The organism is Neobacillus sp. YIM B06451 (assembly GCF_032667185.1).
In the GTDB taxonomy this organism is placed as follows: Bacteria; Bacillota; Bacilli; order Bacillales; family Cytobacillaceae; genus Bacillus_D.
On sequence record NZ_JAVFKJ010000003.1, the window covers coordinates 306,386 to 327,404 of the forward strand.

24 protein-coding genes, 1 tRNA gene and 2 other annotated features are annotated in these 21,019 nt (G+C 45.3%); of the genes, 20 read left to right on the forward strand and 5 right to left on the reverse strand.

Annotation, left to right across the window (positions count from 1 at the left end; all coding sequences use genetic code 11):
- Positions 1-25: 25 nt before the first annotated feature.
- Positions 26-307 (reverse strand): DUF6509 family protein, encoded by a 282-nt coding sequence (locus RB160_RS09105; RefSeq protein ID WP_316569923.1) that lies wholly within the window; start codon positions 305-307, stop codon positions 26-28.
- 273 nt (positions 308-580) lie between these two features.
- Between RB160_RS09105 and RB160_RS09110 the strand changes: the two genes are divergently transcribed.
- From RB160_RS09110 to RB160_RS09120, 3 genes are read left to right on the forward strand one after another with little or no spacing between them, the layout of a single operon-like run.
- Positions 581-1,240: a TorD/DmsD family molecular chaperone gene (locus RB160_RS09110; protein WP_316569924.1), complete on the forward strand. Its 660-nt coding sequence runs from the start codon at positions 581-583 to the stop codon at positions 1,238-1,240.
- Positions 1,230-3,620 (forward strand): DMSO/selenate family reductase complex A subunit, encoded by a 2,391-nt coding sequence (locus RB160_RS09115; RefSeq protein ID WP_316569925.1) that lies wholly within the window; start codon positions 1,230-1,232, stop codon positions 3,618-3,620. Before RB160_RS09110 ends, RB160_RS09115 begins: the two co-directional genes overlap by 11 nt.
- 17 nt (positions 3,621-3,637) lie before the next feature.
- Positions 3,638-4,216: a DMSO/selenate family reductase complex B subunit gene (locus RB160_RS09120; RefSeq protein WP_316569926.1), complete on the forward strand. Its 579-nt coding sequence runs from the start codon at positions 3,638-3,640 to the stop codon at positions 4,214-4,216.
- 288 nt (positions 4,217-4,504) lie between these two features.
- Here RB160_RS09120 and RB160_RS09125 read toward each other — a convergent pair.
- Positions 4,505-4,588, reverse strand: a tRNA-Leu gene (locus tag RB160_RS09125).
- Positions 4,589-4,682: 94 nt separating this feature from the next.
- Positions 4,683-5,954, reverse strand: coding sequence for a bacillibactin exporter BcbE (gene bcbE / locus RB160_RS09130; RefSeq protein WP_316569927.1), 1,272 nt, complete (start codon positions 5,952-5,954; stop codon positions 4,683-4,685).
- Between the two features lie 162 nt (positions 5,955-6,116).
- Here bcbE and RB160_RS09135 point away from each other — a divergent pair, with 162 nt between their 5' ends.
- The 8 genes from RB160_RS09135 (at position 6,117) to trpA (ending at position 13,873) form a co-directional block, all read left to right on the forward strand.
- Positions 6,117-6,773, forward strand: coding sequence for an MOSC domain-containing protein (locus RB160_RS09135; protein ID WP_316569928.1), 657 nt, complete (start codon positions 6,117-6,119; stop codon positions 6,771-6,773).
- 53 nt (positions 6,774-6,826) lie between these two features.
- Positions 6,827-7,075, forward strand: a binding site (T-box leader).
- Positions 7,076-7,164: 89 nt separating this feature from the next.
- Positions 7,165-7,407, forward strand: a binding site (T-box leader).
- 72 nt (positions 7,408-7,479) lie between these two features.
- A complete protein-coding gene (trpE, locus tag RB160_RS09140; RefSeq protein ID WP_316569929.1) occupies positions 7,480-8,877 on the forward strand; it encodes an anthranilate synthase component I in 1,398 nt (465 codons plus the stop codon).
- The gene (locus RB160_RS09145) at positions 8,874-9,485 is read left to right on the forward strand and encodes an anthranilate synthase component II (protein WP_316569930.1); all 612 of its coding nucleotides are present in this window, start codon (positions 8,874-8,876) and stop codon (positions 9,483-9,485) included. Before trpE ends, RB160_RS09145 begins: the two co-directional genes overlap by 4 nt.
- Positions 9,457-10,482 (forward strand): anthranilate phosphoribosyltransferase, encoded by a 1,026-nt coding sequence (gene trpD / locus RB160_RS09150; RefSeq protein WP_316569931.1) that lies wholly within the window; start codon positions 9,457-9,459, stop codon positions 10,480-10,482. The genes RB160_RS09145 and trpD overlap by 29 nt, the downstream gene beginning before the upstream one ends.
- Positions 10,483-11,274: an indole-3-glycerol phosphate synthase TrpC gene (gene trpC, locus RB160_RS09155; protein WP_316569932.1), complete on the forward strand. Its 792-nt coding sequence runs from the start codon at positions 10,483-10,485 to the stop codon at positions 11,272-11,274.
- The gene (locus tag RB160_RS09160) at positions 11,271-11,906 is read left to right on the forward strand and encodes a phosphoribosylanthranilate isomerase (RefSeq protein WP_316569933.1); all 636 of its coding nucleotides are present in this window, start codon (positions 11,271-11,273) and stop codon (positions 11,904-11,906) included. Before trpC ends, RB160_RS09160 begins: the two co-directional genes overlap by 4 nt.
- The gene (gene trpB, locus RB160_RS09165; RefSeq protein ID WP_316569934.1) at positions 11,884-13,092 is read left to right on the forward strand and encodes a tryptophan synthase subunit beta; all 1,209 of its coding nucleotides are present in this window, start codon (positions 11,884-11,886) and stop codon (positions 13,090-13,092) included. The genes RB160_RS09160 and trpB overlap by 23 nt, the downstream gene beginning before the upstream one ends.
- Positions 13,085-13,873 carry a tryptophan synthase subunit alpha gene (gene trpA, locus RB160_RS09170; RefSeq protein ID WP_316569935.1) on the forward strand — a complete coding sequence of 263 codons (789 nt, stop codon included), beginning with the start codon at positions 13,085-13,087 and terminating at the stop codon, positions 13,871-13,873. Before trpB ends, trpA begins: the two co-directional genes overlap by 8 nt.
- A gap of 39 nt (positions 13,874-13,912) precedes the next feature.
- Here the strand turns inward: trpA and RB160_RS09175 are convergent, their stop codons facing one another.
- Entirely contained in the window at positions 13,913-14,518 is a 606-nt protein-coding gene (locus tag RB160_RS09175; RefSeq protein WP_316569936.1) for a class I SAM-dependent methyltransferase, read from the reverse strand.
- Between the two features lie 161 nt (positions 14,519-14,679).
- Here RB160_RS09175 and RB160_RS09180 point away from each other — a divergent pair, with 161 nt between their 5' ends.
- Together RB160_RS09180 and mnmH are read left to right on the forward strand one after the other, a co-directional pair.
- Positions 14,680-15,252 (forward strand): hypothetical protein, encoded by a 573-nt coding sequence (locus tag RB160_RS09180; RefSeq protein WP_316569937.1) that lies wholly within the window; start codon positions 14,680-14,682, stop codon positions 15,250-15,252.
- A gap of 212 nt (positions 15,253-15,464) precedes the next feature.
- Positions 15,465-16,538 (forward strand): tRNA 2-selenouridine(34) synthase MnmH, encoded by a 1,074-nt coding sequence (gene mnmH, locus RB160_RS09185; protein WP_316569938.1) that lies wholly within the window; start codon positions 15,465-15,467, stop codon positions 16,536-16,538.
- A 148-nt stretch (positions 16,539-16,686) separates the two neighbouring features.
- Here the strand turns inward: mnmH and sda are convergent, their stop codons facing one another.
- Entirely contained in the window at positions 16,687-16,818 is a 132-nt protein-coding gene (gene sda, locus RB160_RS09190; protein ID WP_048825127.1) for a sporulation histidine kinase inhibitor Sda, read from the reverse strand.
- Between the two features lie 246 nt (positions 16,819-17,064).
- Between sda and RB160_RS09195 the strand changes: the two genes are divergently transcribed.
- The 7 genes from RB160_RS09195 (at position 17,065) to lepB (ending at position 20,961) form a co-directional block, all read left to right on the forward strand.
- Positions 17,065-17,310: a hypothetical protein gene (locus RB160_RS09195; RefSeq protein ID WP_316569939.1), complete on the forward strand. Its 246-nt coding sequence runs from the start codon at positions 17,065-17,067 to the stop codon at positions 17,308-17,310.
- Positions 17,311-17,341: 31 nt separating this feature from the next.
- Entirely contained in the window at positions 17,342-17,545 is a 204-nt protein-coding gene (locus RB160_RS09200) for a DUF6501 family protein (RefSeq protein WP_316569940.1), read from the forward strand.
- 63 nt (positions 17,546-17,608) lie between these two features.
- Positions 17,609-18,202 carry a GNAT family N-acetyltransferase gene (locus RB160_RS09205; protein WP_316570050.1) on the forward strand — a complete coding sequence of 198 codons (594 nt, stop codon included), beginning with the start codon at positions 17,609-17,611 and terminating at the stop codon, positions 18,200-18,202.
- 35 nt (positions 18,203-18,237) lie between these two features.
- Positions 18,238-18,621, forward strand: coding sequence for a fluoride efflux transporter CrcB (crcB, locus tag RB160_RS09210; protein WP_316569941.1), 384 nt, complete (start codon positions 18,238-18,240; stop codon positions 18,619-18,621).
- Entirely contained in the window at positions 18,618-18,959 is a 342-nt protein-coding gene (locus RB160_RS09215) for a fluoride efflux transporter FluC (RefSeq protein ID WP_316569942.1), read from the forward strand. The genes crcB and RB160_RS09215 overlap by 4 nt, the downstream gene beginning before the upstream one ends.
- 99 nt (positions 18,960-19,058) lie before the next feature.
- Entirely contained in the window at positions 19,059-19,595 is a 537-nt protein-coding gene (locus tag RB160_RS09220; protein WP_316569943.1) for a sigma-70 family RNA polymerase sigma factor, read from the forward strand.
- Between the two features lies 1 nt (position 19,596).
- A complete protein-coding gene (gene lepB, locus RB160_RS09225) occupies positions 19,597-20,961 on the forward strand; it encodes a signal peptidase I (RefSeq protein ID WP_316569944.1) in 1,365 nt (454 codons plus the stop codon).
- The last annotated feature ends 58 nt before the right edge of the window (positions 20,962-21,019 follow it).

A 21,019-nucleotide genomic window follows, 5' to 3' on the forward strand; every position in this document is an offset into this window, starting at 1 on the left:
GCCGCCAGCCGGGATACCTTTTTCTTTACTCAAAATGTTCAATACAGTACTTTAGGACCATTTCCTCTTCGTCTTCTTCCAGAGCAAAATCAAAAACTTTTCCAGAACTTTTCTCGAAAAAGTTGTACTGGGCTATTTTGTGTTCGTTGCCTTCAACTGAAAAAATAACCTTAAGGCCCGTTCCCAATTCTGAATACAATTCATCATCTTCATCAACAGCTATATCAAGCAGAAATTCATAGCGCTCTCCTGCCAATAAACCAAACGGATCTTCAAGAAATTCTACTGTGTGGCCTGTAATTTCCATCGTGATTTTTCCTCCTAATAACATCTGACAGGTACTTTACCTTCATTTAAAATACCATAAACGTATTTTTTTTAAAAGGAGAGAGAGGGGAGGGCATAGCAAACCATTTCCGAACAATATGTGAATAATTGAACAAAATGTCTTACGGGGAGGATAAAATTGCTAAAATAAAGTTGGATAGAAGGATATGTATAGTTGCGGTAAGGAAAAGCAACGAATGAAATTTACGTTTAACTTTATGTGATTTTTTTCACAAACTTAGAGGTGAAATGAATGTTGACTCAGCTGGATATACCACAAATGGTTACGTTAATGAAAGCGAGGGGCAATATCTATCATTTTTTGCTCAGAGTGTTCCATTCGCCGCTTGATCAAGTATGGTTAGATGCTTTTCGGGAACATGGAGATGTTGCGGGCCTTGGGGAACTTGGTTTGGGCGGTGTAGAGCTGAAGGACTTTTTTAAAGGTGACCCTTGCTTAAAAAGGGAAACAGTGGAGTATTCGAGGCTATTTATTGGGCCCGGGACATTGCCCGCGCCTCCGTGGGAATCCTTTTATCGAAGCAGGGAGCAAATGCTTTTTGATGATGTAATGTATGAGGTCAGGGAGCAATTCCATAATGAAGGCCTTCGATTTGTAAAAGAAAACAATGAGCCCGATGACCACCTAACCATCGAACTGGAATTCATGCTTCATCTCATTTTGAAAGGAATACATGCAAAAGAAGAACACGAGCTTTTCAATATTCTTAAGAAACAGCGCGCCTTTCTGAATGAGCACCTTGGACGGTGGATAGGCGATTTTGGAAAAAGGTTGGCTCAAAGCACAACCAGTAATCTATACAGAGGTGCCGCATTATTGGCAAATGATTTTATTGCAGATGATATAGATTTTCTTAATGAACTAGTGGAGGGATGGCCCCATGGCGAGTAAGGAAATGGAAAAAGGGCTTCTGGAAAAACAAATGAAACGGCGTACCTTTTTAAAATGGTCAGGAGGAATTGGAATCCCTCTTGTGCTCGGCGGATTTGGGGCAAATCAACTGGTCGGCAGGAAAGAGCCGGAAAATGCCATAAAAGCAGAAACCCCGGAAAAAATCATTTCAACTTGCAGCATCAACAATTGCGGCGGCCGCTGCGTCATTAAAGCGCATGTCAAGGAAGGCCAGGTCGTCCGAATCAGTACGGACACAAATGAGGACGATATTCTTTCTCCGCAAATGCGGGCCTGCATACGCGGGCGGGGCTATAAAAAAATGCTTTACCATCCCGACCGGCTTAAGTATCCAATGAAACGCGTTGGTAAACGGGGTGAAGGAAAATTCGAGCGGATCACCTGGGCCGAAGCCGTTGAAACGATCGCGAACGAGATGAAGAGGGTCGGCGAAACCTACGGACCGGAATCAAGATATGTGAATTATGCTTCCGGGCAGTCATGGGGCTTGTTCGGGGGAGAGTATATGGCTAGGAAGCTGCTTGCGATGACTGGCGGTTACCTTGATTTCAGGAACGATTATAGTTCAGGTGCTGGGAATGTCGCGACACCATATACGTATGGGACAAATAACTCGGGATCAAGTTTCGATTCATTCCTCCATTCAAAGTATATTATTCTATGGGGACATAACCCCTCCGAAAATATTTTCTCAACTCCGTATACAACCTATTTGCGAGAAGCGAAAAAGAACGGAGCGAAAATTATTGTCATTGACCCGCGTTATACGGATACAGCCGTCGCATTCGCTGACGAATGGATCCCAATTTTGCCAACGACAGACAATGCAATGATGGATGCGATGGCGTATGTGATGATTACCGAAAACCTTTATGACAAAGAATTTGTCGATAAATACTGCATCGGTTTTGATGAAGCGCACATGCCGGAAGGGGTACCAAAGGAAGAAAACCTACGGAACTACCTGCTTGGAAAAACGGACGGCATTTCGAAAACACCTGAATGGGCAGAACAGATTTGCAAGGTTCCTGCTTCTAAGATAAGGGAAATCGCGCGGGACTATGCCACCATCAAACCAGCCGCGTTACTTCAGGGCTGGGGGCCACAGCGCCATGCGTATGGGGAACAAATTATGCGCGGAGGCGCGCAGCTCGCCTGCCTGACCGGAAATGTCGGCAAGCTAGGAGGATGGGCCGCGGGAACAGGCTACTGGTCCAGGTCGGGCATCGCCTATCCGATTACATTCGAGAATCCGGTGAAAGCGACAATCCCTTGCTTTCTCTGGGCCGATGCGGTTGAACGAGGGACGGAACTTACCTCTGAAGATGGCCTCCAGGGAACGGACAAACTAAAGAGCAATATTAAACTGATTTTCAATATTGGCGGAAATATGCTCGTCAACCAGCACTCCGATATTAATAAAACGACAAAGCTGCTTGAGGATGAAAGCAAGGTCGAATTCATTGTGGTTGGCGATCTTTTTATGACACCAAGCGCAAAATATGCAGACATCCTTTTGCCAGGGACATCCTTTTTTGAACGGTGGGATATTGGGGTGCCATGGTGCTTTGGGGATTATGTCATATTAGGTGAAAAAGCAATCGATCCTCTGTATGAATGCCGGAATGAGTATGATGTGTTTGCCGATATTGCCGAACATTTCGGTTTGAGGGAGGCCTTTACCGAAGGAAAAACGATGCTTGACTGGGTTAAGGTGAGCGTGGAACGGACAAGGGCCGAGATCGACCCGGGATTCCCAACTTTCGAAGAGTTCAGGAAAAAGAGCATCCACCATTTTACGTTTGACGAGCCGCTGATTGGTTTTAAAAAACAGATTGATGACCCGGAAAACAATCCATTTGAGACGCCGTCAGGGAAAATCGAGCTGTTTTCCAAGGCGCTGTGGGATATGAACAAGCATGATGTCATACCGCCTTTCGCGAAGTATGTGCCGGCTTGGGAAGGGCCGGCCGATCCGCTGAAGGAAACATATCCGTTGCAGTTGATTAGCTGGCATTATAAAAGGCGCTGCCATTCAACCCATGACAACCATCCGTGGCTTGAAGAAGCTTTTCCCCAGGAAATGTGGCTGAACCCAGTAGATGCGGGGGCAAGGGGATTAAAGGATGGTGACCGGGCTAGGGTATTCAATGCCAGGGGAGCTTTAATCATCCTAGTAAAAGTAACAAGCCGCATCATGCCGGGGGTCGCCGCGATTCCACAGGGTGCCTGGTATACGCCGGATAAGGATGGAATCGACCAAAGGGGCTCCATAAACGTGCTCACCGCCCAAAGGCCGACTCCTCTAGCAAAATCAAACCCGCAGCAAACGAATCTCGTCGAGGTAAAGAAAGCATAGAGGGGGAGTGGCCCGCGATGGCACAAATGGGTTTTTATATCAATCAAAGCCTATGCTCGGGATGTAAAGCATGCACGGTAGCCTGCAAGGACAAAAAGGATTTAGAGGTGGGATTGAACTTCCGTCGGGTATACGCCCATGAAGAAGGGGCATACATCCAAAAGGGAGCCGCTATCGTACAACAAATAAAAGCTTTTTACTTTTCGATTTCCTGCAACCACTGTACGAAGCCGGCGTGTGTACCAATTTGCCCGACTGGAGCAATTGTCAAGAGGAAGGAAGACGGGATTACTGTCATCGATCAGGATAAATGCGCCGGAACCAAATTTTGCGTATCCGCCTGCCCGTATGGTGCTCCCCAATACAACGAAAAAACATTTAAAACGAACAAATGCGATTTTTGCCTCGATCTTCAGGCGAAAGGCGAGGATCCGGTTTGCGTCTCGACCTGCATCATGAGGGCGATTGAATGCGGGCCAATTGAGGAACTCCGTAAAAAATATGGAACCGTAGATGAAGTAATAGGAATGCCAAGCGCAGCAATCACCAATCCTAATCTGGTGATTACCCCACATAGGGATGCAGTGAAAAATTAGTATAGATTAACAAAAAACGCGTGGCTGCCCTATGCGTTTTTTGTTTTTCTGGACCCCGTCATTTTTTTAAATATGTTATTCCTGGCCATTGGGCATGTGCGCATTCAATAGGCGGGGTTCCAACGGCTCGCTCGTTGAATAAATAGTTGCTCGGTCGGCATAATTATGGCACGGTTTAGCAAAATTGATTGGTTTTTCGGCATTAATACCGGAATTCTCTGGAGAAATACATTTGCTATAAAAAAGAGCGCGAAACCTTTTCGGTTTCTGCGCCCAGTCCAAGGAATATGCGGATGAGAGGACTTGAACCTCCACGGGGTTGCCCCCACTAGAACCTGAATCTAGCGCGTCTGCCGATTCCGCCACACCCGCGAAACAAATTACTTTTATACTATATCATATTTTTTTATATGCCGCACGATATTTTTCCTGCCAAAATGAAAGGGCAGCCTTTAATCAGGCTGCCCTAGCCGCCAGCGGGTTCTTCCTTTCTCCCAGGGCGGATCTTTAGCAAGGCGACCAGTGCGGATAAAACACAGGCGCCGCTTAGAAGGACGAAGATCCAAATATCCGATTTTTTCAAAAGAAGGGCAACTAGAGGCGGCCCGGCTGCTACCCCGATAAATCGCATCGAACTGTAAATCGAGGTAATAGTGCCTCGTTCCTCTTTTTCGATTCCCTCGGTAATGAGCGCATCAAGGGACGGAAGGCAAACGCCGATTCCGACACCGCAAATCGTAAACATTGTAAGGAGAAACCATAGCTTGACTGAAAAATAAAGGACCGCTATCGAGGCCCCCGCCATTAATATTCCCGCGAGGATTAGCCATTTCATTAACACTTTATTCTTTTTAATCACTTTGCCGGTGATGTAGGAGGACAGGCAAAGCGCCCCTAGCGGCAAAGCAAGGAAAAGCCCCTTTTTAAGGTCCTTAATCCCAAGCTCTTTTTCAAAAATCTCTGATAAATAAAACAAGATTCCGAAGAGGACAAACATCAAAATGCCACCGATGAAAAAAATGGCATTTAGCCAGCGGCCTTTCTTTGTAAATGTATCTTTTACATTTGCAAAAAAGGTTTTAAACGGAATTGGCTTTTCCTCGCGTTTGGGGCATTTTACAAGAAAAGCCATCATTAAAATCGATATAGCGCAAAAGACCGGAATTAAAAAGAATGGTAAAAACCAGACAATTCCCGCGAGGAACGCACCCAGGACTGGGCTCAGAACTTTTCCGAACGTATTTGATGTTTCAATAACGCCGAGGGTACTGCTTACATCATGATCGCGCTTGAACATATCACCAACAAGCGGAAGGACAATGGGAGCAGCGCCTGCAGCTCCTACCCCTTGCAACGCCCTGCCCACAAGAATTATCCAGTAAGCATCTTCCACTTTCCATGAAGCCCATGCAGAAATGGCTCCGCCGAGGGCAGTAATGATTAAGCTCGGTATAATGACTTTTTTTCGGCCGATATGGTCTGAAAGATACCCTGCAACCGGTATTAAAAAGATCGCTACGATTGAATAAACCGTAATAATCATGCTTGTCTGGAAAGACGTGATTGACAATTCCTTTTCCATTGCGGGAAGGACGGGGATGAGCATGGAATTTCCAAGTGTCATCACAAGAGGAATGGACGAAAGGGACAAGATCGCCCACTTCTGCTTTGCCACTTCCCCTGACTTGCCCGGTTTATCGGTACTTGTTTGCTGGCATAGCTTTTCGCTGTAATCCATGATAAGCTGAACCGCCTTTGCGTCATAATAGCCTTAAAATAGTCTCCTTCAGCCAAACTTCAGGAAACGGACAGAGGAACTCGTTGTACCTTTACTATTTACCAATTGCCGTTATTGTAGTAAAAAGAATATATCCTTTTATTTGAAAAGTAGGCGAACAAATTGAACAAACCAAAAATTATTCAATTAGCAGTCGGAATACCGAAAAGCTTTGAAAGAAATGGTAAGGAATACGTATCGGCAATCGGAAAAGAATCGGTTAGGGAAGCATTTCTCTCCAGGGATGGGCTGGCAGGGGACGGGATAGCCAATCCGGAATTCCATGGAGGGCCGGACAGGGCATTATGCCTTTACCCTTATGAGCATTACCCGAAATGGGAGGAAGAGTTTGGAGTTAAGCTCCTACCACCTGTTTTTGGAGAAAATATTACTGCGTTAGGGATGCCGGAATCAGAGGTTTATATTGGGGACATTTATAAAATAGGGGAAGCGACAGTTCAAATTTCACAAGGAAGGGTGCCATGTTCAACCATTTCAAAATTTAATTCAATCGACCCTTTTTTAAAAAGGGTTTACGAAACTTGTTTAACAGGCTACTTCTTCAGGGTTATTGAAGAAGGGAAAATGACACAGGATTCGGAAATTGTCCTTTTGGAGCGAAATACACAGGAAATTACCGTCTTTTCCGCTGCAATGGCGATCCTCCATAAGAAAGGGGACACGGACTTTTATGATAAATTGGCGGCGTTTCCTAAGCTTGCGAATGAATGGCGGAACAAGGCAGGCAAAATTCTAGAGGAAAAATTGGCGAAAGAATAATGGTCTTTTTTGTTGACATTCTGAAAATTCGTGATTATCATAATAAACAATACATTAAAGCATTGACGAAGAGTAGTAGCTTAGGCTGAAACTTAAGAGAGCTGATGGGTGGTGCGAATCAGCGTGGATGCGTAGGTGAATGGACTTCCGAGCTTCCTGACCGAACCTTTTATAAGGTGTAGGCTCAGGCGAATTGCCTAATCGTTACAATAGGCGCGTATTAGCCAATCTGGCTTGATACGGTCAAAGTGGGCTGTTTATACAGCCAATGAAGGTGGCACCACGGGTCTCCCGTCCTTTTTTGGACAGGGGCCCTTTTTGTTTTTCAGGAAAGTTGAAACGATGTTAAGAATAATCATCAAAACTACAAGGATCAATTTAAATTGAATAGAGCAAATCGTTGAGCAAGGGGAGTAGGCTTTCATTGCCTGTCACAGAGAACCGGGAAGGGTGCGAACCGGTACAGGGAGAAAGTTGAATGGGCTTGCGAGAGGCTGCCTGAATGACAGTAGGGCTGCACGGAATCCGCCGTTAAAAGGATAGGGTATCGGATAATTTCCTGTACCTGAAAGAGGGGATGCCAGTTTTGGTATTCCAATTGAGGTGGCACCGCGGTCGCAGAATCGTCCTCTATACACATTATTTCTATGTGTATAGGGGACTTTTTTATTTTTTTTAAAAATTTGATAAGGAAGGAGTGACGGCGATGGTAGAGGCAACCCGGACTGCTGTAAAGGTCCAGTTCATTGAAATGCAGGGAGACACCCTGACACCGGTATCCATTTTTCAAAAACTGCAAGGAACCAAAAAGTTCCTCCTGGAGAGTTCGTTAAATAATTGGGATGTCGGCCGCTATTCCTTCATTGGTGCCCGTCCCGCTTTCGAATTGGTTTCTGAGGGAACTAAAAACCGATTGATAATAGCCGGGGAGGAGGAAATGGCAATTGAAGGGAATCCGCTCAAGATTGTAGAAAATCTGCTGCCACCGATTGAAGCCGATGTGCCATTCCCTTTCTTCGGGGGAGCGGCGGGGTATGCGGGCTACGATGTGATTAGGCTGTACGAGGATATCGGCCAAGTACCTGAAGGAAGCCTTGGAATGCCGGATTGCCATTTTATGTTCTTTGAAGAAGCCATTGTTTATGACCATCTCGAACAAAAGGTGTACATAGCGGGAGTGCCGCTCCTCGCCACGACTTCAGATGAGAGCCTGGCTGCAAGGCTTGAAAAGAGGCGGATTGAACTGGCCAACCCGCTTTCTGAAGTTGCTCCTGCGCCATTTACACTCGGAACTTTCACTGGGGAGATATCAAAGCAGACATTCATGGATAAGGTTAAGGCTGTCAAACGGCATATTGAAGAGGGAGATATTTTCCAGGCTGTCCTTTCTCAGAGGCTTAGCTCCAAGTTCAGCGGCGATTCTTTTTCCTGCTACCGTAGGCTTAGGACGCACAATCCTTCGCCGTACATGTTTTATTTCGATTTCGGGGCATACAGCGTAATGGGTGTTTCCCCGGAGAGCCTAGTAAAAATACGCGGAAGGACAGTTTACTCTAATCCAATTGCAGGCACTAGGCCAAGGGGGAAAAGCCTGGAGGAGGATTTGGCCCTTTCTGACGAGTTGAAGCATGACGAGAAGGAGCTTGCTGAACATCGGATGCTGGTCGATCTGGGGAGAAATGATTTGGGGCGGATTTGTGAATTTGGAACTGTTCAGGTCAGCAAATACCTTCAAATTGAGAAATACCGCCATGTGATGCATCTCGTTTCCGAATTGGAGGGAAAGCTCAGGCGCGAATTCTCACCCCTTGACGCATTGGCAGCGTGCCTCCCGGCAGGAACGGTTTCGGGAGCACCGAAAATTAGGGCGATGCAGATAATCAATGAGCTTGAAGGGATGAAACGAGGCCTCTATTCAGGAGCCATAGGCTACCTGTCTGCTGGAGGGCAAATGGATTTTGCTCTTGCAATCCGAACAATGATCATTAAGGATGGCCAAGCTTTTATCCAGGCGGGTGCCGGAATCGTCCATGATTCGATACCGGAGCTTGAATACGAGGAAACAATCTACAAACTGAAAGCTTTTTTAGGAGGGTTGGTATGATCCTGCTTATCGATAATTATGATTCTTTTACCTTTAATCTTTATCAGTATTTAGGCGAGCTTGGGGAAACCATCCTGGTCTCGAGAAATGACAAAATTACCATTCAGGACATTCGGAAAGTAAACCCATCGGCAATCGTCCTCTCCCCAGGGCCAGGGAAGCCGGAAGGTTCGGGGGTTTGTATGGAAATCGTGCATGAACTCCATAGGAGTATTCCCATCCTTGGCATCTGTCTCGGACATCAGGTAATCGTAAAAGCGTTTGGAGGGACCGTTAGAAAATCACTGTCAATCCGGCACGGAAAGATTTCTCAGGTTACTCATAACGGCGGTGGACTTTTTATGAACCTGCCAGGAAAGATTGACGTGATGCGCTATCATTCACTTGCAGCAGAGAAAAATGCTATTCCACAGCACTTGGTACTTGATGCGGTTGCAGATGATGACGGAGAGGTCATGGCGGTCCATCACAGGGACTTTCCGGTATATGGAATCCAGTTTCATCCAGAGTCAATCGGGACTTCGTCCGGCAAACAAATTATTGAAAATTTCCTAAACAGGATTGAAAGGAAGGATAGAGATGAAAGAATACTTGCTCCAACTGTCTGAAAGGATTTCCCTAACCGAAGAGGAAATGAAGGATGCAATAGGTAAGATGCTGAATGAGGAAGCAGAGGAAACAGAAATCGCCGCCTTCCTGATGGCTTTGAAAATGAAAGGTGAAGAACCGGAAGAACTGGCAGGCATGGCGAAAGCGTTAAAAGAAAACGCGTTCGGATTTGGGAAAAAGCTGCGCAATGCTATGGATAACTGTGGGACCGGCGGAGATGGCGCTTCCACATTCAATGTGAGTACTACCTCTGCCTTTGTAATCGCGGGTGCGGGTGTCAAGGTAGCTAAGCACGGAAACAGAAGCGTCTCCAGTAAAACCGGGAGCGCAGATGTTCTGGAGCATCTAGGCATTCACCTAGATATTCCTGTCGCAGCTTCAGAGGAAATTCTTAACGGGCTGGGAATCTCCTTCCTATTTGCGCCGCATGTCCATCCGAAATTGAAAAAAATCATGGCTGTTCGAAAGCAACTGAAGATTCCAACAGCATTCAACCTGATTGGCCCCCTGTCAAATCCAATCGATTTGGAATACCAGCTTGTAGGGGTCTATAAACCGGAGTTCATACCTTTATTCGCAAAAACGCTTAAAGTTCTCGGCCGAAAGCGGGCAATTGTCATCAACGGGAAAGGTTCGTTGGATGAGGCTTCCCTTGAAGGAGAAAACAATCTAGCAATTATCGAGGATGGAGAAATCAAATATTTCAAGTTTACCCCCGAAGAAGTCGGGCTAAAGCAGATCAACAATTCCGAAATAAAAGGAGGTTCCGCAGGGGAAAACGCAAAAATCCTTTTGGACGTATTGCTTGGAAAAAAAGGGCCGTTCAGGGAGACAGTGCTTCTGAACGCAGGCCTGGGTATTTATGCGGCAATGCGTTCCGAAAGCCTCATCGAAGGAATTGACATGGCTAGGAAAAGTATTGATTCGGGAGCAGCCTACAAAAAACTTGAAGGATTAAGGGACTTTTCCACCAAGATGCAAAAGGAGGCAATTTAAGTGGAGACGATTTTACATAAAATTCTAGTGGAAAAAGAAAAGGAAGTTGCCCTTTTAAAGGAAAAGGGTGTGAACCTTTACGAGAGCCTGCCGAAAAGAAAGACATTCATCCAAAAGCTGAAGCAGGACAAGAACATTGCCATTATTGCCGAATATAAACGGGCATCCCCATCGAGAGGATTGATCAACGGCAATATAGGGCCGGGTGAGCAGGCGAAGATGTATGAACTGGCCGGGGCCACGGCAATCTCTGTCCTAACCGACCAGAAATTTTTTAATGGATCATTCGATGACCTCAAGGAGGTGCGGAGCGCGGTGGATTTGCCTCTCCTTTGCAAGGATTTCATCATTGATGAATTGCAAATCGACCATGCCTATCAGGCTGGAGCCGATATCATCCTTTTAATCGTGGCGGCACTCACGGAAACCAGATTACAGTCTCTTAAAACTTATGCCGAATCGCTTGGGCTTGAGGTTCTAGTAGAGATCCATAATGAAGAGGAGCTGGCGATAGCGGAGCAAGCCGGGGCAAAATTAATCGGCATCAATAACCGTGATTTAAGGACTTTCGAAGTTTCATTGAATACAACCACAGAATTGGGGCCAAGGGTTCTCGCTTCCGGGGCCTGCCTGATCAGTGAGAGCGGCATGAAAACGGCAGCGGATGCTCGGCTGGCAGCGAGTGCTGGGGCACAAGGTCTACTAATTGGCCAGACACTGATGGAGAGCGGAAACCTTGAGGAAGGACTTCGGGAATTCATCGTACCAAAGATGGAGGTGGCACGGCGATGAAGGTAAAAATATGTGGAATCATGGATGCCGGGACTGCTTTAAAAGCAGTTGAGTTTGGAGCAGACGCTCTCGGTTTTGTCTTCGCGGACAGCAGAAGGAAGGTCTCGCCTGAGCTTGTAAGGGAAATTAATGCTCAATTGCCTCCGGAAATTCACAAGGTCGGCGTTTTTGTTAACGAATCAAAACACAAAGTTGAAGACATCGCGGACTACTGCGGCCTCACCCATATCCAGCTCCATGGGGAGGAATCGCCAAGTTTTTGCAAAGGCTTCTCCCTTCCAGTCATAAAGGGATTCAACATTGGCTGCCATTCTGACCTTGAACTGGTTAACAAATATGCATGCGAGGGCTTTTTGCTTGACAGCCCAAAAGGGGTTTACAGAGGAGGAACAGGGAAAGCATTTGACTGGTCGATCCTTCAAGATGCAGATCTGGACGGCAAAAGAATCATTCTTGCCGGTGGGTTGAATAGTGAAAATGTAACTGCAGCCATACGTATAGCAAATCCATATATGGTGGATGTCAGCAGTGGGGTTGAAACAGACGGTAAAAAGGATTTGAAAAAAATCAAAGATTTCATTCTTGCTGCAAAAGGGGAGGAACCGCTTGATGAGAACGTATACGATGCCTGACGAGAGGGGCCATTTCGGAACATTTGGGGGCAAATACGTTCCGGAAACATTGATGCAGGCCATTCTGCAAATGGAAGAAGCATACAAAGAGGCGAAAAACGATCCGTTATTTCAACTCGAGCTGGACAGGCTTTTAAAGGAGTATGTCGGACGGGAAACCCCGCTATATTTTGCCGAAAATCTGACAAGCCATGCGGGTGGTGCAAAAATTTATTTGAAGCGGGAGGATTTGAACCATACCGGCGCCCATAAAATCAACAATACGATTGGGCAGGCGCTGCTGGCGCTCAGGATGGGAAAACGGAAAATTGTTGCCGAAACTGGTGCCGGCCAGCATGGGGTTGCGACCGCCACAGTATGTGCCCTCCTGAATTTGGAATGCATCGTTTTCATGGGGGCGGAGGACGTAAAAAGGCAAGCATTGAACGTTTTCAGGATGGAGCTTTTGGGGGCAAAAGTTGTGAGTGTTCATTCGGGAAGCTCTACTTTGAAAGACGCAGTGAATGAGGCTCTGCGGTATTGGGTTGCCAACGTAGATGATACACACTATTTGCTGGGTTCGGTTATGGGCCCGCATCCATTTCCGATGGTTGTCCGTGACTTCCAAAGTGTGATTGGCAGGGAAACGAAGAGGCAATTTGCCGATAAAGAAGGTGGCCTCCCCGATGCCGTTGTGGCCTGCATAGGCGGCGGGAGCAATGCAATGGGAATGTTTTATGATTTTATCGATAATCTTGAAGTCAAACTTTTCGGTGTTGAAGCTGCTGGAAGCGGAATCGGCACTCCATACCACGCCGCTTCATTAACAAAAGGAAAACCAGGAGTCCTCCATGGCGCTTTCATGTATCTTCTCCAGGACAGGGACGGCCAAATTCAGGATGCGCATTCAATATCGGCCGGACTTGATTATCCGGGCGTAGGCCCGGAGCACAGCTTCCTAAAGGATAGCGGAAGGGTCGAATATGATTCGATTACGGACGAAGAGGCGCTGTCCGCATTTAAGCTGCTGGCTGTCAAGGAGGGAATCATACCGGCCCTTGAAAGCGCGCATGCCGTTGCTTTTGCGATAAAGCTTGCCGCAAAAATGAATCCTGAGGAATCGGTCGTTGTCTGCTTGTCCGGTAGAGGGGATAAGGATGTCGAAACAGTAAAATCGAAAATGAAAGGAGAGGAGGCACATGAGTAGAATGACTGAATGCTTTAAGCGATTAAAAGACGGGAACGAAAAGGCTTTTGTACCGTATATTATGGCGGGTGATGGCGGGATCAATTGCCTGGAGGAAAGGCTTGTCCTGCTCGAAAGGCTGGGCGCAACGGCCATCGAAGTCGGCATTCCATTTTCCGATCCAGTAGCGGACGGCCCGGTTATCCAGGAGGCGGGGGTAAGGTCGCTTGCGAGCGGAACGACACTAAAGGGAACCATTGAACATTTAGCAGGCGCACGGGCTTCGATTTCAATTCCAATTATTGTCATGACGTATTTAAACCCTATCCTTGCTTATGGAATTGACGAATTTTGCAGGGACAGTAAAACAGCCGGGATTGATGGCGTTATCGTTCCGGACCTCCCCTTAGAGGAAGAAGAACTGATTGAGCCATCCCTGACAAATACGGGAATCGAATTAATCCGGCTTGTTACGCTGACAACACCGATTGATAGAATAAGAGCTATTTCTGAAAAAGGAAACGGATTCATATATGCTGTCACAGTAAAAGGGGTAACAGGCGGGAGAGGCAGCTTCGAGGAAGGGCTTCCAACTTTTCTCGCCGAGGTAAAAAGCGCTAGCCGGCTTCCCGTTTACGCTGGATTTGGTGTTACTAGCGGGGAACAGGCGAGGAAACTTGCAAACTACTGTGATGGAGTCATTGCCGGAAGCAAGATTGTCCAGCTTCTTCATGAGGGAAAATTGGCTGAGTTGGAGGAGTTAGTATCCTGTTTTAAAAAAGAAAAAATGTCTGCCTTTTGAGGGATTTACCGTGTAGTAACCGTAAGAAAAACCACATCGTCACCGGTGTGGTTTTTCGGCTGTTGCGCAAATTGTAAGGTTGGGGTGAATTTTTTTATAGGATATGCTGATGTTTTGCAGTCCCGCCGATTTCATATCACTCTCAAGCTGCTTTCCCAAATCCCTCGCTGTATTGTCAGTGTCGCCTTCCTCCCTGGGCTGAACGGTAATGGCCACCCTGCCTCCGGGTTTGAGGGAAGAGGCAATCTTGCTTAGTGTTTTCCGTCGATTTTTCCAAAGCGGATAATTGTTAACTGAGAAAATCCGGTCATATTTTTCTTTTGGAAATTCGAAGCTTGAAATTTCGTCCCGCCACAGCCTTAATTTTCCTGCTTTTATTAAATGGTGATGTTTCTTTTCCGTTTCTTGTTTCATTTTCAGTGAAAGGTCAATTCCTTCAATCAAGCATTCCGGAAAACGTTCGCCGATGGCTCTGATTGCGTATCCAGGGCCAAAACCAATTTCAAGAACCCGTTGCCCATTTAAAAGGGAGAGCTGGTTGATTGTCCATTCATTGATTTTCTTATTTTCAAAATACATGATTTTACCGGCAATTTTCCCTAGAAGCCCTCGTGGCAACCTGAATTGCTTTGCTAAATTTTTCACCGTCCATGCCCCCTTTAAGGCCTTTTACCCTAAAACAAGAAAATCAATTCAAAACGGACCGATCAAAAAGTGCGAATTGTTACAGATGATTGACAGAATATTTACTATACTGAAAGAAGGTTGGCACGAAATTGATAAGAAGGATGAAAGGGTGGGTTTTCATGCGGCTGTATGAAGGAATTATAAAAATTCTTGATGAAAAAGGGCCGCTGCCGCTTTCCGCACTCTGCAATGAAGCAAATACGCTATTTGAAATTGGTGGTTTCACCCCCGACCCGTCAGACATCTACAATGTTCTTAATAGAAAAAAAGAGTTGTTCTTGCTTCAGGGCGGCATGGTTTCAATCCAGCCAGGCAAACAGCCTCTATATTTGACCGTTTTTGCAGAGCTTCCCAGTACAGTGGGATATCAGTTAAGGGTTGATTTTACAAAAGGATATTTCACGTTGATTGAATGGAGGGACAAGGAATGTCCGCGTTTCCCTGGTTTTCCAGAACCAAGAAACCCTGGGGATATCGGTATTTTCAAAACGCAGGTTTACAAGTCGGCAATTTGGGACTGGGATAAAAACTATTTTCCCGAAGAGGGTATTATCCTCGATGGTTTTAGCTGGTCCGTTAAGCTTAAAACGATGACCACTGTTTATGAAAAGAGCGGCACGAATAAATTTCCAGTTCAGTGGAAAATTCTTAGCAGGGGAATCCGCGAGCTGACAGGCTATCCTTTTGGGTAGCCTTTTTCTTTGAGGATGTTTTGAAGGGTGAGGAGAACCAAATACGTTTAGCCCGGCCTTTTGGATATTACATTGGGGGATCTCTTATACGACTGAAAAATAGGAGCGCCAAAACAATAAAGATCATTTGCAAAGACAAGGGCATTTGCAATTACGTCTGAATCCTTTAAAATAAGAAAATAAGTATAAAACACAGAGGTGCCAATCCAATTTTGAGAGAAATTACGATAGAAGAATTATCTACTGCAAAAAATCCAGTTGTGATCGATGTCCGTTCACCAATAGAATTTAAAGAAGGGGCCATTCCCGGAGCTTTGAACGTACCATTGTTCACGGATGAAGAGAGAGCCAAGATCGGGACACTTTACAAAAAAGAAGGATCCGACGCTGCCAAGTGGCTCGCGATGGAGATTGTATCGCCCAAAATCCCAAATTTGCTTCGGACAATCCGTGAATACGCCGGCCCAACCGGTATGCCTGTTGTCCAATGCTGGCGCGGAGGCATGCGCAGCAAGGCGGTTACGTCCTTCCTGGAATTTTCCGGCATAACGGCGAGAAGGCTCCAGGGGGGCTATAAGGCATATAGGCAATACATTTTGAAAAGAATTCCCGAGCTGCTCCCTGATAAGTCAGTTGTCATCCACGGTATGACAGGCACCGGCAAGACCGAAGTGCTGCATATCCTCGCGCGAAAAGGCTATCCAGTTGTCGACCTTGAATACATGGCCTGCCACAGGGGATCAATATTCGGCGCCATCGGACTTGGGGAAGGGAATACCCAAAAAATGTTTGATGCGCTATTATATGAGAGGCTTGCCGAATTGAATAAACCTCCTTATTCAATCATGGAGGCAGAAAGCAAACGGATTGGGCGGATTGTCCAGCCTAATGAATTGATGGATGTAAAAACGAACGGAATCCACATCCAAATCCATTTGCCGATTGAAGTCCGGATCAGCCATATCGAACAGGAATACATTACTCCTTACAAGGACGAGCCATGGTATTATGAAAAAGTAAAAGAAGCATTGATTCGCATCATGAAACGCATCAAGTCCCAGGAAGCGAAGGCAATGCTTGAAGAGTGCATTGCAGGAAAGGATTATTCCGGGATGATCAGAATCTTGCTAGAATCGTACTATGATCCGATGTATGAGCATAAACAGCTTGAATACTTTGGTGAATTCAAGGACATACACGCAGAAACCTTCGAGGAAGCCGCGGCAAAAATCGAAGAATATTTAAAGGAATTGTCATTAGGTCCGGTAACATCGGTTCAATTCTAATGGTATAAAGCATCCTTAATTAAGGGATGCTTTTTTGTTGCCCGAATAAGCAAAAGGTGTAAACTGATTCTATTTCCTTGAAATTTAAACAGCCGCCGGCATGGAGCCGGCGGCTGAGTTCACTTGGCGTTGTTAAGGTTTCATTACTTTACTTCTTGAAAGGCCTGAGCCCCCTGCGCTGAATTTCATCTTTCAGGATTTTAATCCATTCTTTCTCCGTTCCAGACTTCATTGCATCACGATACGAAACGACAAGCTGCTCATTGCTCATAATCTTCATTGGTTTGTAATGCCCTCCTTGGAAACGTAGATTGAATATTCAGTTTCTAACATTGTAAAGCTTTAACCTGAATTTGGGAAGGCTTTTTTGAAAAATAATTAAAAACAGTACAAAAGGACGAGCAATCCAACTTAATTACTAAAAGGTTGCTAACTTTTCTTATTCAAAGAATTTTCAGAGAGGTTTTGGACAAATCTTTCCCGTGGTAAAGAAGAATGCCACCCTTTAAGAAAGAGGTAGAGAGAGATGAAAAATGACAACGGGTTTTATAGGCTCAACTACGGTAAAGGCCATTATACAAATTTGCAATTTATCCGAAAAGACCACATTTGCGATACTTCCTATATGACGTTCAAGGATACACTTAGCGGGGATATTTTCACGTTTGAGACAGATAAGATTAGGGAGCTTCGATTTACACGGGTACTGGATATTCCGATGGCAACGTATACAGCCCCCCTTGCGGATACCGCCTCGCATTCATTATACTGATGTCAGATACTTTTTAAGGGGGCACTATGAAATGCTGCATTTGAATTGGCAGGAAAAAGGAACAGTGAAAAAAGTAAAATGCATTCACGCCAACGCGAAAAAATACATCGTAAACAATGTTCTTACACCCGGTAATGTCTATGACGTTAAAAATGAAACAGATGAATTTTACTTCGTTGTTGACAACACCGGTAAAGTTGGCGGATATTACAAGGAATATTTCCAGGAAAGCTAAATGGGCTGCCGGTGAACCCGGCGGCTTTTTGCATTTGCGTTTCTTAAGGGGGGGACGGTTGTGATGCTTATTGACGTGCCAATTATAGGGAAACATGTAATTCTGGAAGCGATGGAAGCCACCCATTCTGATGAGTTGTGGGAGGCTGGCAAATCAACGGAGATATGGCAGTTCATTGCGACGAAAATTTTGTCGAAAGGCGAAATGGAGCAGGCTGTCAAAACTGCTTTGGAGGAAAAAAACAGGGGGATCCAGTTTCCTTTTATCATACGGAGAAAATCGGATGGGAAGATAATAGGGAGCACACGATACCTCGATATATCCCCACAAAACAATAGCCTTGAGATCGGCTGGACATGGCTGAATCCATCCGCATGGAAGACAGCCGTAAATACAGAGTGCAAATATCTTCTGTTAAAAACAGCGTTCGAGGGACTAGGAATCAATAGGGTACAGCTTAAAACGGACAGTAGGAATATTGTCTCACAAAAAGCAATTGAGCGGATTGGCGCGGTGATGGAAGGTGTCCTCAGACAGGAAAGGAAGCTACAGGACGGGTTTATCAGGGATACGGTTGTCTATAGCATTCTTGCTTCCGAGTGGCCAACGGTAAAAGAGGGACTGCTGAAAAAGTTGAACAAGAGTGGAGAATTTTAAAACTTAATTTAACAGTGAAAGAAAGTGGATAATTCATGGCATATGTCTTTGTCGGAATAGGTGGAGCTATCGGCAGCATCCTCCGATTTTTCCTTACATACCTTCATTCGTCGGGTTCGGCCATGCCCTATGGGACTTTGTTCGTCAACCTAACAGGTTCTTTCGTGCTTGGCTGGTTCGCAGCAAGGTTCACCTCTTTTAAAAGGCTGCACCCGCTTCTTTCAACCGCTTTTTCAACGGGGCTTATCGGCTCCTACACAACTTTTTCAACCTTTTGCCTGGAGATTGTTAACCTCGCGGATGCAGGGCAATATTTTTATTCGTTTGCCTATTTAGCCGTCAGCCTGGCTGGCGGAATATTCCTCTCTTGGCTTGGATATAGGGTGGGTTTCGTAAAAAAGGGGGACATGCAAAGATGAAGCTGCTATTGATTGCTGCCGGAGGTTTTTTCGGGGCTGTCTGCCGGCTTTTCCTTGCACGCCGGTTGAATACAGGGATAGGGATTCCTTACGGGACGATGATTGCGAATTTTATCGGTAGTCTGATGCTCGGGTTCTTAGCGGGTAAGGCTGCGAGCGGAAACGTGTACGCCTTATTCGGAATCGGCTTTACCGGTGCACTTACCACTTTCTCCACATTCATGTTTGAATTAGTGAAGGCCCCTGCGGTAACCTCCCGGCTAAAGTATCTTGCCGTCAGCCTGGCTGGCGGTATTATATTGGTTTATATAGGCCTCCTGCTTGGCGGACTGTTTTAAAGAAGTGCTGGATTCCAGCGCTTCTTTTTTATAAAAGAAAATGAAACCAATTCCTGGCTCAGTCGTCTTAGGTGTAAGCGGAAACGGGGTGATAGCGGGTTGAACAGATTGAATCGCAATATAAATCGAGATGATAAAGAGGCGTGGTTTGAGGAGATCATGGACCAATATGGCGACCGGTTGACCAAGCTTTCCTATAACTATACAAAAGATTGGAATCTGGCGGAGGATATAGTTCAGGAAGTGTTTATTACTTGCTATAAGGAATATGAAAACTTAGATGGAATCGTATCGTTTCAAGCTTGGATATTTAGGATCACCATTAACAGGTGCAAGGATTTACTAAAAAGTTCTTTTTTTAAAAGGGTATTTATCAATTCGAGCTTTCTTACTATGTCAAAAACGACGGAACCATCACCGGAAATGACCGCCCTAAAGAAAAGTGAAGAAGTGCTTTTGTCCGAATGTGTTTTGGCGCTGCCCGTAAAATACAGGGAAGTTATAACACTCTATTATTATGAGGAATTATCGATACAGGAAATAAGCGAGATTTTGAAGATGAATGGCAACACGATAAAAACAAGGCTGAATCGAGCAAGGCAGAAATTAAAAGCGCTGATGGAAAGGAGGAGGTAAAATGGAGAAGGAACTTAGAAACTTGCGGAAAGCGATGAACTCCACCACCCACAAAGGGATGCACTTCACGGAAATACAGAAGGAGAAAATCAGGAACTCGCTTCGCCAGGAATTAAAAAATGCCAAACATAAACCTTTGCTCCGCCCTTACCTAATCACCGCTTTGGCAACGGCCCTGTTTATCCTGCTTTTCTATCAGGATATCAATACATCCTTTTTTCGCGGTCCAAATCAAAGGGCGGAGGAAACTATTCGGGATGATCGGACAAAGCCGGAAATCGATATGGTAGAGGCAGGGAGCAATACATTCGTCATTGAGTATGGTTCCGACAATATGGACAGGGGAAACCATGATTTTCAATCAATTGATGGACTGCGGAAAACGGTTATAGAACGAACAAAGGAATTTCAAAGAGGAACGATTGTCTATTATAAGTATCCAGGTGACAATGTTTCCTTTAACCCCCCAGACTATTACATGGGAAGGGTAGTTGGGCTTCCTGGTGAGACAGTTGAAATCATTGACGGCCAGGTGTATATAAACAACAAGAAGTTAGAGGCCTTTTATGCAAAAAAAAGAAGGGCAGGCCTTGACATGAAAGCCTATCTTGCGAAGAAACTTCCGCATTCTTATATTACCGAAGAAGACTTTAAAGAGGACAAGGGGCCCATTAGAGTGCCTGAATCAGCAGTCTTTGTTCTGAGCGATGACTGGTTTAGAGGAACTGACAGCAGATATATTGGCCCCTTGGACATTTCGGCTGTTGAAGGCAAGGTGCTGGGCTATTTAAAAGAAGACAAAAACAAGGTGCGGAAACCCGATAAATTAAGCCACAGCCAAATCATCGAAATAGTTGAGTCGACTAATCCGTATGCACTAAAGCCGGCCATGACTGCCGAAGAAAGATACCAACTAAGGCAGCAAATATACAAAAACCTTACCCAGGAGGAAATCGCAGTTCTAAATGAACAGATTGGTACTTCTTCACTATTGTTAACAGGAATTGTCGCGGATGATTTATATAAAAATCTTATAAACCAAAAGGAAAAGAAATGGACTGTGTTGGAGGTTTCGAATTGCTACCATGTTCCCGAAAAATTGGCCAATGCCGCGAAACTTATTGATTATCCGCCCCTGCTGGAGGATCTAAATACTGTTATGAAACTTTGCAAAGAAGGCGTGGCCGAGAGAAACGTCCTGAAACTTATCGATGCCAAGCGGATTATACAGGATGTAGCCAACCATTTAATTGAAGTTCCGTATACAGGGCCGGGTGAAGATGAAGTTGATTATGGTGATAAACACGACCAATACTTTAAAGCCTCAAAAACATTGGAAGGAAGCTATAGTTTGATAAGTGAATAAACGGTCATACCTACTCACGTCTCGATGAATTGCATAAGTAAAAAGGCTTCCAAAATTC

Bases quoted from the DNA above. Each gene is read 5' to 3' on its own strand.
- RB160_RS09120 (WP_316569926.1), top strand. From the start codon at position 3,638: ATGGCACAAATGGGTTTTTATATCAATCAAAGCCTATGCTCGGGATGT.
- trpA (WP_316569935.1), top strand. From the start codon at position 13,085: ATGAGTAGAATGACTGAATGCTTTAAGCGATTAAAAGACGGGAACGAA.
- RB160_RS09105 (WP_316569923.1), bottom strand. From the start codon at position 307: ATGGAAATTACAGGCCACACAGTAGAATTTCTTGAAGATCCGTTTGGT.
- RB160_RS09215 (WP_316569942.1), top strand. From the start codon at position 18,618: ATGAAGCTGCTATTGATTGCTGCCGGAGGTTTTTTCGGGGCTGTCTGC.
- crcB (WP_316569941.1), top strand. From the start codon at position 18,238: ATGGCATATGTCTTTGTCGGAATAGGTGGAGCTATCGGCAGCATCCTC.
- trpB (WP_316569934.1), top strand. From the start codon at position 11,884: ATGAGAACGTATACGATGCCTGACGAGAGGGGCCATTTCGGAACATTT.
- RB160_RS09195 (WP_316569939.1), top strand. From the start codon at position 17,065: ATGAAAAATGACAACGGGTTTTATAGGCTCAACTACGGTAAAGGCCAT.
- bcbE (WP_316569927.1), bottom strand. From the start codon at position 5,954: ATGGATTACAGCGAAAAGCTATGCCAGCAAACAAGTACCGATAAACCG.
- RB160_RS09160 (WP_316569933.1), top strand. From the start codon at position 11,271: ATGAAGGTAAAAATATGTGGAATCATGGATGCCGGGACTGCTTTAAAA.
- RB160_RS09200 (WP_316569940.1), top strand. From the start codon at position 17,342: ATGCTGCATTTGAATTGGCAGGAAAAAGGAACAGTGAAAAAAGTAAAA.
- lepB (WP_316569944.1), top strand. From the start codon at position 19,597: ATGGAGAAGGAACTTAGAAACTTGCGGAAAGCGATGAACTCCACCACC.
- sda (WP_048825127.1), bottom strand. From the start codon at position 16,818: ATGAAGATTATGAGCAATGAGCAGCTTGTCGTTTCGTATCGTGATGCA.
- RB160_RS09115 (WP_316569925.1), top strand. From the start codon at position 1,230: ATGGCGAGTAAGGAAATGGAAAAAGGGCTTCTGGAAAAACAAATGAAA.
- trpD (WP_316569931.1), top strand. From the start codon at position 9,457: ATGAAAGAATACTTGCTCCAACTGTCTGAAAGGATTTCCCTAACCGAA.
- RB160_RS09205 (WP_316570050.1), top strand. From the start codon at position 17,609: ATGCTTATTGACGTGCCAATTATAGGGAAACATGTAATTCTGGAAGCG.
- RB160_RS09110 (WP_316569924.1), top strand. From the start codon at position 581: ATGTTGACTCAGCTGGATATACCACAAATGGTTACGTTAATGAAAGCG.
- trpE (WP_316569929.1), top strand. From the start codon at position 7,480: ATGGTAGAGGCAACCCGGACTGCTGTAAAGGTCCAGTTCATTGAAATG.
- RB160_RS09145 (WP_316569930.1), top strand. From the start codon at position 8,874: ATGATCCTGCTTATCGATAATTATGATTCTTTTACCTTTAATCTTTAT.
- RB160_RS09180 (WP_316569937.1), top strand. From the start codon at position 14,680: ATGCGGCTGTATGAAGGAATTATAAAAATTCTTGATGAAAAAGGGCCG.